This window comes from Streptomyces sp. NPDC005004 (assembly GCF_053600675.1).
On the sequence record NZ_JBSGAH010000003.1, the window covers coordinates 61,681 to 74,035 of the forward strand.

At 71.9% G+C, this 12,355-nt stretch carries 12 protein-coding genes; 1 reads left to right on the plus strand and 11 read right to left on the minus strand.

What is annotated here, in order from left to right; all coding sequences use genetic code 11:
* Positions 1-10 precede the first annotated feature (10 nt).
* The 11 genes from ACWEEU_RS04700 to ACWEEU_RS04750 form a co-directional block, all read right to left on the minus strand.
* Positions 11-1,123: an aliphatic sulfonate ABC transporter substrate-binding protein gene (locus ACWEEU_RS04700; RefSeq protein ID WP_385740466.1), complete on the minus strand. Its 1,113-nt coding sequence runs from the start codon at positions 1,121-1,123 to the stop codon at positions 11-13.
* 239 nt (positions 1,124-1,362) lie between these two features.
* Positions 1,363-2,697: a sulfate adenylyltransferase subunit 1 gene (locus ACWEEU_RS04705; RefSeq protein WP_451728445.1), complete on the minus strand. Its 1,335-nt coding sequence runs from the start codon at positions 2,695-2,697 to the stop codon at positions 1,363-1,365.
* Positions 2,698-2,699: 2 nt separating this feature from the next.
* Entirely contained in the window at positions 2,700-3,644 is a 945-nt protein-coding gene (cysD, locus tag ACWEEU_RS04710; RefSeq protein ID WP_385740460.1) for a sulfate adenylyltransferase subunit CysD, read from the minus strand.
* On the minus strand, positions 3,641-4,177 hold the full coding sequence (gene cysC / locus ACWEEU_RS04715) for an adenylyl-sulfate kinase (RefSeq protein ID WP_385740457.1): 537 nt from the start codon (positions 4,175-4,177) through the stop codon (positions 3,641-3,643). Before cysC ends, cysD begins: the two co-directional genes overlap by 4 nt.
* A gap of 26 nt (positions 4,178-4,203) precedes the next feature.
* Entirely contained in the window at positions 4,204-4,914 is a 711-nt protein-coding gene (locus ACWEEU_RS04720) for a phosphoadenylyl-sulfate reductase (protein ID WP_385740454.1), read from the minus strand.
* Entirely contained in the window at positions 4,911-5,093 is a 183-nt protein-coding gene (locus tag ACWEEU_RS04725; protein ID WP_385740451.1) for a hypothetical protein, read from the minus strand. The genes ACWEEU_RS04720 and ACWEEU_RS04725 overlap by 4 nt, the downstream gene beginning before the upstream one ends.
* Positions 5,090-6,787: a nitrite/sulfite reductase gene (locus ACWEEU_RS04730; RefSeq protein ID WP_451728455.1), complete on the minus strand. Its 1,698-nt coding sequence runs from the start codon at positions 6,785-6,787 to the stop codon at positions 5,090-5,092. Before ACWEEU_RS04730 ends, ACWEEU_RS04725 begins: the two co-directional genes overlap by 4 nt.
* Before the next feature lie 176 nt (positions 6,788-6,963).
* Entirely contained in the window at positions 6,964-7,107 is a 144-nt protein-coding gene (locus ACWEEU_RS04735; RefSeq protein ID WP_451728458.1) for a putative leader peptide, read from the minus strand.
* A gap of 58 nt (positions 7,108-7,165) precedes the next feature.
* A complete protein-coding gene (locus tag ACWEEU_RS04740; RefSeq protein ID WP_451728461.1) occupies positions 7,166-7,741 on the minus strand; it encodes a GNAT family N-acetyltransferase in 576 nt (191 codons plus the stop codon).
* 77 nt (positions 7,742-7,818) lie between these two features.
* Positions 7,819-9,150 carry a hypothetical protein gene (locus ACWEEU_RS04745; RefSeq protein WP_451728464.1) on the minus strand — a complete coding sequence of 444 codons (1,332 nt, stop codon included), beginning with the start codon at positions 9,148-9,150 and terminating at the stop codon, positions 7,819-7,821.
* A gap of 157 nt (positions 9,151-9,307) precedes the next feature.
* Positions 9,308-10,612, minus strand: coding sequence for a GAF domain-containing protein (locus ACWEEU_RS04750; protein ID WP_385740439.1), 1,305 nt, complete (start codon positions 10,610-10,612; stop codon positions 9,308-9,310).
* 451 nt (positions 10,613-11,063) lie between these two features.
* Here ACWEEU_RS04750 and ACWEEU_RS04755 point away from each other — a divergent pair, with 451 nt between their 5' ends.
* Entirely contained in the window at positions 11,064-12,218 is a 1,155-nt protein-coding gene (locus ACWEEU_RS04755) for a YihY/virulence factor BrkB family protein (protein WP_385740436.1), read from the plus strand.
* The last annotated feature ends 137 nt before the right edge of the window (positions 12,219-12,355 follow it).

Consider the following 12,355-nt stretch of genomic DNA (forward strand, 5'->3'; position numbering starts at 1 on the left):
GGGTTCCGGGTCAGCTCGTGCCGAGACCGGCGGCGTCGACCTTGGGCTCGCCCTCGGCGCCCAGGACCTTGTTGAGGATCGTCAGGTCGTAGATCCCCTTGAGGGCGGGCTTCTCCAGCAGACCCGCCTTGACCGCGTGGTCGGCCTCGGTGTTCAGGGTGGCCGCCAGCGGGTCGTCGGTGACCTGGATCGACTTCCAGGCCGGGTCGAGCACGTCGGCGGGCAGCGCCTTGCCGGAGTCGGCCTCCAACTGCTTGTTCGCCGCCGCCTTCGCCTCGTCCGGGTGGGCGTTGATCCACTTGTTGGTGCGCACCGAGGCCCGCAGGACCGCCTCGACGGCCTTCGGGTGGGCCTTGAGGAACTTCTGCGACACGATGATGTTGGTGATCACGAACTTCTTGTCCGGCCACAGGTCGGACTCGTCGAGCAGCACCTTGCCGCCCTCCGCGACCAGCTTCGACGCGGTCGGCTCCGGCACCCAGGCGCCGTCGATCGAGCCGTTCTTGAAGGCGTCCGGGGTCACCTTGTTGTCGCTGCGGACCACGGTGACGTCGCCCTTGCCGCTCTGCGCGTCGACCTTCCAGCCCTGCTCCGCCGCCCAGTTGAGGAACGCCACGTCCTGGGTGTTGCCCAACTGCGGGGTGGCGATCTTCTTGCCCTTGACGTCCTTGAGGGACTTGACCTTCTTCGGGTTCACGACCAGCTTGACCCCGCCGGACGCCGAACCGCCGACGATCTTCAGGGACTTGCCGCCGGACTTGGTCCAGCCGTTGATCGCGGGGGACGGGCCGATCCAGCCGATGTCGATGGAGCCCGAGTTGAGCGCCTCGATCTCGGAGGGGCCCGCGTTGAAGGTGGCGTACTGGGCCTTGGTGGCGCCCAGTTCCTTCTGGAAGGTACCCCGGTCCCGGCCCACCAGGGCGGTCGCGTGGGTGAGGTTGCCGAAGTAGCCGATCTTCACGGTGTCGAGACCGTCGATCTTCTTCGCCCCGGCGGCGACCTTCTGGGCGGAGTCGTCCTTGGCGGCCTCGGAGCCGTAACCGCAGGCGGCGAGGGCCACCAGGGGAAGGACGGCGAGCACGGGGAGGACCCGGCGGGGGAGCGGTACGCGAGTGGCAGGCACGGGAGGCTGTTCCTCTCGTCGGCCCGGCGGTCACGGAACTGTCAGTCCGTGGCCGGGAGTTCGGCATGGGGTTTTCGTCTGTGCCGGGACGGGTCCGGGTGGGGGGTCAGGGCGCGCGAGCGGTGCGCGTACGTCAGCGCGCACATCGCGCGACCCCGCCCTGCCCGCTGCCGAGGGCGCCGCTGCCGACGCGGCCGCCCTCCTTCGCGAACGTCGAGTAGAAATCGGGAGAGTTCATGTCAGAAGTCCCATCCCTCGTCCTCGGCCGCGTCCTTGACGGGCTCCGGGGACGCGAACGACTCGCCGACCATGCCGGCGGTCAGCGTGGTGCCGTCGCTCGGGTCGATCAGGATGAAGGAGCCCGTACGGCGCGAGTCGGCGTAGGAGTCCACCGGCAGCGGCTCGGCCGTGCGGACCGTGACCCGGCCGATGTCGTTGGCCACCAGCCGCTCCGGGTGCGGGTGCAGCGAGAGGTCGGCCAGGGTGAGCCGGGACGGGATGTCCTTCACGATCGCCTTGACCGTACGGGTGCCGTGCTTGAGCAGCACCCGGTGCCCGACGGTCAGCGGCTGGTCCGCGACATGGCACACCGTCGCCTCCACGTCCCGCGTGACCTCGGGCGCGTCCTTCACCGGGACGATCAGATCGCCGCGCGAGACGTCGATGTCGTCCTCCAGGAGCACGGTCACCGACTGCGTCGTCCACGCCACGTCCACCGGCACCCCGAGCAGATCGATCCCCGCGATCCGGGTCGTGCGCCCGGACGGCAGCACCGCGACCTCGTCGCCCACCCGGAAGGTGCCCGCTGCGATCTGGCCCGCGTAGCCCCGGTAGTCGGGGTGCTCGGCGGTCTGCGGGCGGATCACGTACTGCACCGGGAGACGGGCGTGGCAGTGCGCCAGGTCGTGGCTGACCGGCACCGTCTCCAGGTGCTCCAGGACGGTCGGGCCGCCGTACCAGTCCATGCGGGCGGACGGCTCCACCACGTTGTCCCCGGCCAGCGCCGAGATCGGGATCGCGGTCACCTCGGGCACGCCCAGCTCGGTCGCGTACGCCGTGAACTCCTCGGCGATCTTGGCGAAGACCGGCTCCGCGTAGTCCACCAGGTCCATCTTGTTCACGGCCAGCACCACGTGCGGCACCCGCAGCAGCGCGGCGATGGCGGCGTGCCGGCGGGTCTGCTCGACCACGCCGTTGCGCGCGTCGACCAGGATCACCGTCAGCTCGGCGGTGGACGCGCCGGTCACCATGTTGCGGGTGTACTCCACATGGCCCGGCGTGTCGGCCAGGATGAACCGGCGGCGCGGGGTCGCGAAGTAGCGGTACGCCACGTCGATGGTGATGCCCTGCTCCCGCTCGGCGCGCAGCCCGTCGGTGAGCAGCGCCAGGTCGGGCGCCTCCTGGCCACGGCTCACCGACACCCGCTGCACGGCCTCCAGCTGGTCGGCGAGGACGGACTTGGAGTCGTGCAGCAGCCGTCCGACGAGCGTGGACTTGCCGTCGTCGACGGAGCCGGCGGTGGCGAACCGCAGCAGGGTGGTGGCCGAGAGCGCCTCGGTCGTGATCGTGCTCATGGCTAGAAGTACCCCTCCCGCTTGCGGTCTTCCATCGCGGCCTCGGAGAGCCGGTCGTCGGCGCGGGTCGCGCCGCGCTCGGTCAGCCGGGAGGCGGCGATCTCCGCGATCACCGCGTCCAGCGTGGCCGCGTCGGACTCGACCGCGCCCGTGCAGGACATGTCCCCGACCGTCCGGTAGCGGATCAGGCGCCGCTCCACGGACTCGTCGTCCCTCGGGCCGCCCCAGTCGCCCGCCGTCAGCCACATGCCGTCGCGCCGGAACACCTCGCGCTCGTGCGCGAAGTAGATCTCCGGCAGCACGATCTCCTCGCGTGCGATGTACTGCCACACGTCCAGCTCGGTCCAGTTGGACAGCGGGAAGACCCGGACGTGTTCGCCCGGCGCGTGCCGGCCGTTGTACAGGTTCCACAGCTCCGGGCGCTGGCGGCGCGGGTTCCACTGCGAGAACTCGTCCCGCAGCGAGAACACCCGCTCCTTGGCCCGGGCCTTCTCCTCGTCCCGGCGGCCGCCGCCGAAGACCGCGTCGAACTTCGCGCTGCGGATCTTCTCGGTCAGCGGCAGCGTCTGGAGCGGGTTGCGGGTGCCGTCCGGGCGCTCCTTGAGCACACCCCGGTCGATGTAGTCCTGGACGGAGGCCACATGGAGCCGCAGCCCATGTGCGGCAACCACACGGTCCCGGTACTCCAGCACCTCGGGGAAGTTGTGTCCGGTGTCCACATGGAGCAACGCGAAGGGCACCGCTGCCGGGGCGAACGCCTTCAGCGCGAGATGGAGCATGACGATGGAGTCCTTGCCCCCGGAGAACAGGATCACCGGGTTCTCGAACTCGCCCGCCACCTCGCGGAAGATGTGCACCGCCTCGGACTCCAGCGCGTCCAGGTGCGAGAGGGCGTACGGGCTGTCCGTGCCCTCGTCGCCGCCCGTGACCTTGGCGACGGTCGTCATGCCAGTCCCCTCTCGCCGAGCAGCGCGCGCACCGCGGCCGCGGACTCCGGCACGCTCTGCTCCTGGGTCTCGATCCGCAGGTCCGGCGCCTCGGGCGCCTCGTACGGGTCGTCCACACCGGTCAGCCCGGTCAGCTCCCCGGCGGCCTGCCGGGCGTACAGCCCCTTCACGTCCCGCTCGCCGCACACCTCGACCGGGGTCGCCACATGCACCTCCAGATAGGGCGTGCCGTTCTCGGCGTGCCGCTTGCGCACCGCCTCGCGGCTGTCCGCGTAGGGCGCGATCACCGGCACCAGCACCAGCACGCCGTTGCGGGCGAGCAGTTCGGCGACGAAGCCGATGCGCTGGACGTTGGTGTGCCGGTCCTCGCGGCTGAAGCCGAGCCCGGCGGAGACGAACTCGCGGATCTCGTCGCCGTCGAGCACCTCCACCCGGTGTCCCCCGGCGCGCAGCGCCCCGGCCAGTTCGGTGGCGATGGTGGTCTTGCCCGCGCTCGGCAGACCGGTGAGCCAGACGGTGGCTCCGCTCGTCACGTGTCGCTCCTGAGTCGGTTCGGTCGTCATCCGTGCAGTCCGCACTCGGTCTTGGCCCGCCCGGCCCAGCGTCCGGCGCGCGCGTCCTCGCCCTCGAGGACCCGGCGGGTGCAGGGGGCGCAGCCGACGGAGGCGTAGCCGTCCATCAGCAACGGGTTGGTCAGGACGCCGTGTTCGGTGACGTAGGCGTCCACGTCGTCCTGGGTCCAGCGGGCGATGGGGGAGACCTTGACCTTGCCGCGCCGGGCGTCCCAGCCGACGACGGGGGTGTTCGCCCGGGTCGGGGACTCGTCCCGGCGCAGTCCGGTCGCCCACGCCTGATAGTCCGTCAATCCCGCTTCCAGCGGCTGGACCTTGCGCAGCGCGCAGCACAGGTCGGGGTCGCGGTCGTGCAGCTTCGGGCCGTGCTCGGCGTCCTGTTCGGCCACCGTCCGGGCGGGGGTGAGCGTGATGACGTTGACGTCCATCACGGCCGCCACCGCGTCCCGGGTGCCGATGGTCTCCGGGAAGTGGTAGCCGGTGTCCAGGAACACCACGTCCACGCCCGGCCGCACCCGCGAGGCGAGGTGGGCGACCACCGCGTCCTCCATGGAGGAGGTGACGCAGAACCGCTCGCCGAAGGTGTCCACCGCCCAGCGGAGGATCTCCGGCGCGGACGCCTCCTCCAGCTCACGTCCGGCCTGCTCGGCCAGTCGCTGCAACTCGTCGTTCGTACGCCCTGCTCGCGTGGCCGTCATATCTGCCCGTCCCCTCCGTCGTCGGATCGCCGCAGTCCCCGGGCGAGCAGCCCGAGGAACTTGAGCTGGAAGGCCCGGTTGCAGGCCCCGCATTCCCAGGCTCCGTGTCCCTCCTCGCTGGGGCGCAGGTCCTCGTCACCGCAGTAGGGGCAGTAGAACGGCGCGGCACGCTCGCTCACGACAGCGCCTCCTCGGAGGCCCGGGCGGCCCAGACGGCGAACCGCTCGCCGTCCGCGCGTTCGGCCTGGTAGCGCTTGAGCACCCGCTCCACGTAGTCCGGCAGTTCCTCCGACGTGACCTTCAGACCGCGGACCTTGCGGCCGAAGCCCGCCTCCAGGCCGAGCGCCCCGCCCAGGTGCACCTGGAAGCCCTCCACCTGGTTGCCGTCGTCGTCCAGGACCAACTGGCCCTTGAGACCGATGTCCGCGACCTGGATACGGGCGCAGGCGTTCGGGCAGCCGTTGATGTTGATGGTGATCGGCTCGTCGAACTCCGGGAGACGGCGCTCCAGTTCGTCGATGAGCGCGCTGCCGCGCGCCTTGGTCTCCACGATGGCGAGCTTGCAGAACTCGATGCCGGTGCAGGCCATCGTGCCCCGCCGGAACGGCGAGGGACCGACCTTCAGGTCCAGCGCCTCGAGCGCCGCCACCAGCGACTCGACCCGGTCGGCTTCGACGTCGAGCACGATCATCTTCTGCTCGACGGTGGTCCGCACCCGGCCCGAGCCGTGCTCCTCCGCGATACCGGCGATCTTGGCGAGCGTCGCGCCGTCGACCCGGCCGACCCGCGGCGCGAAGCCGACGTAGAACAGGCCGTCCCGCTGCCGGTGCACACCCACGTGGTCCCGCCAGCGCGCCACCGGCTGCTCGGGCGCGGGGCCGTCCAGCAGCGGCCGCTTCAGGTACTCGTCCTCGAGGACCTGACGGAACCTCTCCGCGCCCCAGTCCGCGACCAGGAACTTCAGCCGGGCGCGGTTGCGCAGCCTGCGGTAGCCGTAGTCACGGAAGATCGAGATGACGCCCTCGAAGACGTCGGGCACCTCGTCCAGCGGCACCCAGGCGCCGAGGCGCACACCGATCTTGGGGTTGGTCGACAGTCCGCCGCCCACCCACAGGTCGAAGCCGGGCCCGTGCTCGGGGTGGACGACGCCCACGAACGCGATGTCGTTGATCTCGTGCGCCACGTCCAGCAGCGGCGAGCCCGAGATCGCGGACTTGAACTTGCGCGGGAGGTTGGAGAAGTCCGGGTTGCCGATGATCCGGCGGTGGATCTCGTCGACCGCCGGGGTACCGTCGATGATCTCGTCCTCGGCGATGCCCGCGACCGGCGAGCCGAGGATCACGCGGGGCACGTCGCCGCACGCCTCGGTCGTGGACAGGCCGACCCCTTCGAGCCGGTTCCAGATCTCGGGCACGTCCTCGATGCGGATCCAGTGCAACTGGATGTTCTGCCGGTCGGTGATGTCGGCCGTGCCGCGCGCGAACTCCTCGGAGACCTCGCCGATCACGCGGAGCTGCTCGGTGGTGAGACGGCCGCCGTCGATCCGCACCCGGAGCATGAAGTACTTGTCGTCCAGCTCCTCAGGCTCCAGCACCGCCGTCTTGCCGCCGTCGATGCCCGGCTTGCGCTGGGTGTACAGGCCCCACCAGCGCATCCGGCCGCGCAGATCGTTCGGGTCGATGGAGTCGAAGCCGCGCTTGGAGTAGATCGTCTCAATGCGTGTCCGCACATTGAGACCGTCGTCGTCCTTCTTGAGCTGTTCGTTGCCGTTGAGCGGGGTGTGGTGTCCCATCGCCCACTGGCCCTCGCCGCGGTGACGGCCGGCCTTGCGGCGGGGCGCGGAGGCGGCGGGAGGCTGGGGGGTGGCGGCCATGGTTCTGGAGTCCTTCGACAGCATCGGACAGGGGCCGGCGCGCAGCGCCGTCGATGAGGGGTGGTTGTCGGGCGACGGGCGGGAGGCTCTGGCCTGCGCACGTGCGCGCGCACGGGGGAAATTCACGTGCGCGGCGATGCGCGAGAAGCGAAAAGAGAATCGGCAGGGCTGGTGTGTCAGCTCGCCGGACAGATGGCGCTGGACATGCGGCCGAGATCGACATGCCGTCGACTCACCAGGGCGATTCCCGTTCCAGACATGACGGCAGCGTTGCACGCGGATCTCCGGGCAGTCCACCGTTGTCCGGATTGTGGACGCATCCATTCTGCATGGCGAGACGGACGGGGAGCCTCCGCCGGGCCCGTCCCGCCGTGCGGCTCATTCCGTGAACGCGCCGGGCCACGGTCCGGGCGTCGCCGCCGTCTGCTCCAGCGCGACCTCGGTGTCGAACAGGGCGAAACCGCGTCGCTGGTAGTTGGCCAGCGCGAACTCGCCGTCCTTGCTGCACGTGTGCACCCACACCCGCTTGGTCGGCGGGAGTCCCGGCCACCGCTCGGCCAGGTCCCAGGCGCGAGCCGTGCCGTACGACAGCAGATGGCCGCCGATGCGGCGCCCCCGGAAAGCGGGCAGCAGCCCGAAGTAGGCGATCTCCACTACGCCGTCGCCCATCGCGTCCAGCTCCACATATCCGGCCGGAGTGCCGTGGTCGTACGCCACCCATGTCTCCACCCCGGGCTGCTCCAGATACTCGCGCCAGCGGGCGTGGCTCCAGCCGAGCCGGTCGATCCAGTGGATGTCACCGCCCACCGAGGCGTACAGGAAACGGCTGAACTCCGGCGAGGGCACCTCGGCGCGCACGATCCGCAGGGCGTCGCCCTCGGGAGTGGCGGCGGGGAGGAGATCGCCGGGGGAGTTCTGCTCCAGGGACCAGGTGGTGACAGGGACGCTGTTCATGACGGCCAGAGAATCATCGGCCGCGCCGGACTGTCGATCCCTTGCGTCACACTCGCCCCGGGAGGCTCGCCCCGGAGTCAGTCCAGCGACTTCTCCAGCCGCGCAAGCGGCACCGCGAACAGCATCCGGTCCGAGAGCGACCACACCTCACCGGTCTCCTGCCAGTACGACAGCGAGCCCGCCGAATCGGTCCAGCAGTGGCGGGAGGCGTCCGAGCCGCAGTGGGCCGCCGCCGCACCCCGGGTGTCCTGACGCCACAGTCCGCCCCGGCCGTCCGGCTTCGGCTGCGTCTCCACGTACCAGGACGACACATCCGTGCCGGGACGGTGGTAGGAGAGCACACCCCGAACGGCACGCGCCCGGGTCCGGAGCACCTCGACCGCGTCGGCGCGGCCGGTGGCGTCGGTGGCGAGGAGACCGCCCCGCGCGGGCGCGTTGCTGAACGCGTACCGCCACAGCCGGGTGCGGCGCTCGCCGGACGCCGAGGTCCGCTCGCCGGCCACCAGGCTGTCGGGCGAGGTGCCCCGGTCCAGTGAGAGCGGGCCGGGACAGGGCGGCCCGGAGGCGCCGCAGGGTCCGTCGTGGAAGCGGTACGAGCCGATGGCGGGCATCACGTACCGGTAGCCGCCCGCCGACCAGCCGTGCGGCACCCGGCCGATCGCGGGCTCGTCCACGGTGGTGCGCTGGATGCGGTCGAGGTCGTAGACATAGAGCGCCTCGGCACCCGTGCGGCCCGCGCTGACCAGCAGTTTGTTGTCGTACCAGACCATCCCCGAGATCCGGGAGTCCAGCCCGCGGTAGTCACGGCCGCCGTTCTCGGGCACCACCAGGAGGACCCAGCGGTAGACGGGCCGGGCCGGGTCGTCGAAGTCCACGAAGGCGACCCGGGCGAGGCCGCGCTCGGCGCCGGGCCCCCGGGTCGTGCTGTGGCTCCAGCCGGTCAGGACCACCCGGTGCGTGCCCCAGACGCCATCCTCGTCAGCGTCCCCGGAGGTGGTCACCGAGGCGGGACGCCAGGCGGTGTCGCCGGTGTCGGCGCGATCCCAGCAGTAGGAGCGGGTGGCGGCCGGGGTGAGGGGCAGGGTCGCTCGCTCCTCGGCGTCGCAGGCGGCGCCCACGCGCATCGTGCGGTCCGCTCCGCGCAGCACGGCGTCCACACCCACCGGGCGGCCCATGGAACCGGCGAGCCGGTCGAGCGTGGGCGCGGGCACCAGGTGTTCCTGGAGGCGCGGCGAGGCGGTGTCCGCCCGCCCGGTGAGCGGTTTGAGCGCGCCCGGATCGCCGGTGACCGTGGCCTGCGAGGCGCTGATCAGCGTGGCCGCGGCGGTGAGGGCGAGGCCGGTCCCGGTCAGGACCGCGCGCAGGGCCATGCCTCGTCTGCGCCTGCGGTGTCTGCCGCGATGCTTCATGTCTCCTCCCGAGGCGGTCCAACTGCGCCCTGCGATCGTTGCGTTGATCGCGAGGCCGTTGGGCGGACCCGTCAGGGATGCTACGGCAGCGAGCGCCGCTCCGGGGGGAGGACCCCGCAAATCCGGGGAAGGCGCCCGCGTTCGGGGGGCGTTCACCCTACTCTGTTCGGGTCGGCTGTTCGCACTCCGCCCCGGCGGACGCCCCCACGGGACCGCGCAGCCCCGCCAGCGCGGGCGCGGTGGAGTGGGGCAGCAGGTCGGCCGGCTCCTCGGGGAGCAGCACCTCCACGTCCGCGTCCTCCCGGAACCGGTAGGGCCGGTCCAGCAACAGCGCGCCCAGATAACGCCGTACGCGCGACATCTCCGCCCGCACCGTCACCGTCCGGGACGCGTCGCCGAACAGGTCCTCCGCGAGACCGGCCGCACGGCGCCCCGCGCGGTGCTCGGCGAGCAGCAACAGCAACTCGGCGTGCCGGGCGCTCAGTTCCCGCGACCAGGGAGCGGCGCCCCCGGACACCGTCAGCGTGCGGCGGTCGGGACGCGACAGGTCGAGCGTCAGCCGCACCCCGGCCGCCGTCTCGTCCGCCGCCCGCACCAACCAGCCACCGGCCAGCGGCTCCACGGCGCACGAACCCAGCGCGGCGAGCCGGCGGCGGCCCGGCGAGAGGGAGTTGGGCAGCGCGAGCCGGCGGACGTAGGGCATCCCGGTCACCGCCGCGGTCCAGCCGTCGCGGTCCACGACGAGGGCCCGCCCCTCCAGCCGGGCCAGCACCGGCGCCCCGACCGTGCGCAGCCGCTCCAGCGAGGTCAGATGCAGGTCGCGCAGCCGGGCCTCGGCGAGCTTGGCCACCGAGTTCACCCAGGCGAGGGTCGCCGGGTGCATGGTCTCCAGCGGGCCGCTCACGTCCACCACGCCGAGGAGCCGGCCGTCCCGGGGGTCGGTGATCGGCGCGCCCGAACAGGTCCAGGAGACGTGCGAGCGGACGAAGTGCTCGGCGCCGAAGACCTGCACCGGCCGCCGTACGACCGCCGGGGTGCCCACGCCGTTGGTGCCGACCGCGCCCTCGCGCCAGTCGGCCCCCACCTCGAAGCCCAGCGCGTCGGCCTTGCGCAGCACCGCCGGGGCGCCCTCGCGCCACAGCACGCGGCCCTCGGCGTCGGCGACGACCATGATGTGCCGCACCACGTCCGCGACCGACAGCAGACCCTCGCGCAGCACGGGCAGCACGTGCCGCAGCGGAGAGTCGCGCCGTCTGCGCCCCACTTCCTCGGCGGACAGCAGCCGCGAGCCCCGGCCGTGTTCGGGGTCGACGCCGCCGCGCAGCATCCGTGCCCAGGACTGCTCGATCACCGGCCGGGGCGCGATCCGCGCCCGCTTTCCGGCGAGTCTCGCCTCGCGCACCTCGTTCAGCACCAGCGCCGCCTGTGCCGCGTCCACGGCGGCCAGGCGCGCCATGTTCATGGGCGGGTCCACCACTTGCGCCTCCCGGAAGATAGGCGTCCAACACATGTGTCGAGCCAACCCGGCGGCGGCTTCCGGGCCAGTGGTTCCCCATACTGCCGTCGAGTGGGGGTCGAACACACCGCTCCGCGCACTCTCGGCAACAAGTTGCAACCTCCTGCAACCCTGGTGAACGGCACGAGGGGCGCCGACACTTGAGCCCTGCGCCGCCCCCGGGCGGTGCGTTCGCCCTCCAAGGGGCCCGAGGTGCGGGGGTGGTGCCGTGTCGGCGCAGCACCACCCCCGCGGCCCGGCGGACCTCCGCCGCCCGAGATCCCCGGCGCCGCCCGGCACGCACGGACCGCCCGGCCGGCCGTACCCGCCCCGGCACATGCGCGCTCATCGGCCTCGCGGCACAGGCGTTTCGCCCCGCGAGGTGAGGGCCGCGCGCCGCGGCGGATACCGTTAGGACGTGCAGTCAGCAAGTGAAACCCCCGAGCGGCTCCGGGGCCGCCTCCACCGGGCCAGAGCCCTTTACCGGAACGTCTCCAAGCGGAGGACCGCCTGGCTGCTGCTGACGGACACCGTCAATTCCTGCATGGAGTACCGCATCCTGGGCCTCGCCGCCGAGGCCGCCTTCTTCACCCTGCTGTCCGTCCCGCCCCTGCTGCTCAGCCTCATCGGTCTCCTCGGCTACGTCGACGACTGGACCGGCGCCGACACCATCCACAGCCTGGAGACCAACCTCCTGGAGGCGTCGCGCACCGTCCTGTCGAACAAGGGCGTCACGGAGATCGCCGAGCCGATCCTGAACGACGTGATGAAGGGCGGCAGACCCGACGTCATCTCCATCGGCTTCCTGTTCGCCCTGTGGTCGGGCTCCCGCGCGGTGAACGTCTTCATCGACACCATCACCGTGATGTACGGCCTCGACGGCGTCCGGGGCATCGTCAAGACCCGCATCATGGCGTTCCTGCTGTTCATCGTGGCCCTGCTGATCGGTTCGGTGGCGCTGCCGCTGATGGTGGCGGGCCCCGACGCGGTGGTGGGGGTGCTGCCCTGGTCGGCGACGGTCGTCCAAGTCCTCTACTGGCCCGTCGTCATCGTCCTGTCCATCGTCTTCCTGACCACGCTCTACCACGTCTCCGTCCCGGTGCGCTCGCCGTGGATCGAGGACGTGCCAGGGGCTCTGGTCGCGCTCGCCATGTGGGTGCTCGGCAGCCTCCTGCTGCGGGTGTACCTCACCCACACCATCGAGGGCGCCACCATCTACGGCTCCCTGGCGGCCGCCGTCGCCGTGCTGCTGTGGATCGGTGTGTCCGCCTTCGCCGTGCTCGTGGGCGCGGCGGTGAACGCCGCCATCGACCGGGTCTGGCCCGCGGCCGCCACGGCCGCCGCCCGCGAGGCGAACGAACGCCAGCGGGAGGTCCAGATCGCGGAGTACGTGGCCCGGGCCGCCGCGGCCCGCGAGAGCGACCCGGACGACCCCGACATGCCCTCCGAGTTCCCCGAACGCTGGTCCCGCTTCCTGCCGCCCGAGGACATCACCGGACGGCTGCGCGCCCACGCCAGGAACACCCACCACACGCCCAAGGGCGGGACGGACCGGGGGCGTCCCGAGCGGTGACATGGGGGCGCGGACCAGCTGGCCCGCGCCCGCCGTGGCGGCCCGCCGTCCCGGCGGACCGCCGTCCGTTCGCAGTGCCTTCCACGGGTCCGTGCGAGGGAATACACCCGCCCTGCGCGGCGCTCTGGCATGTGGTG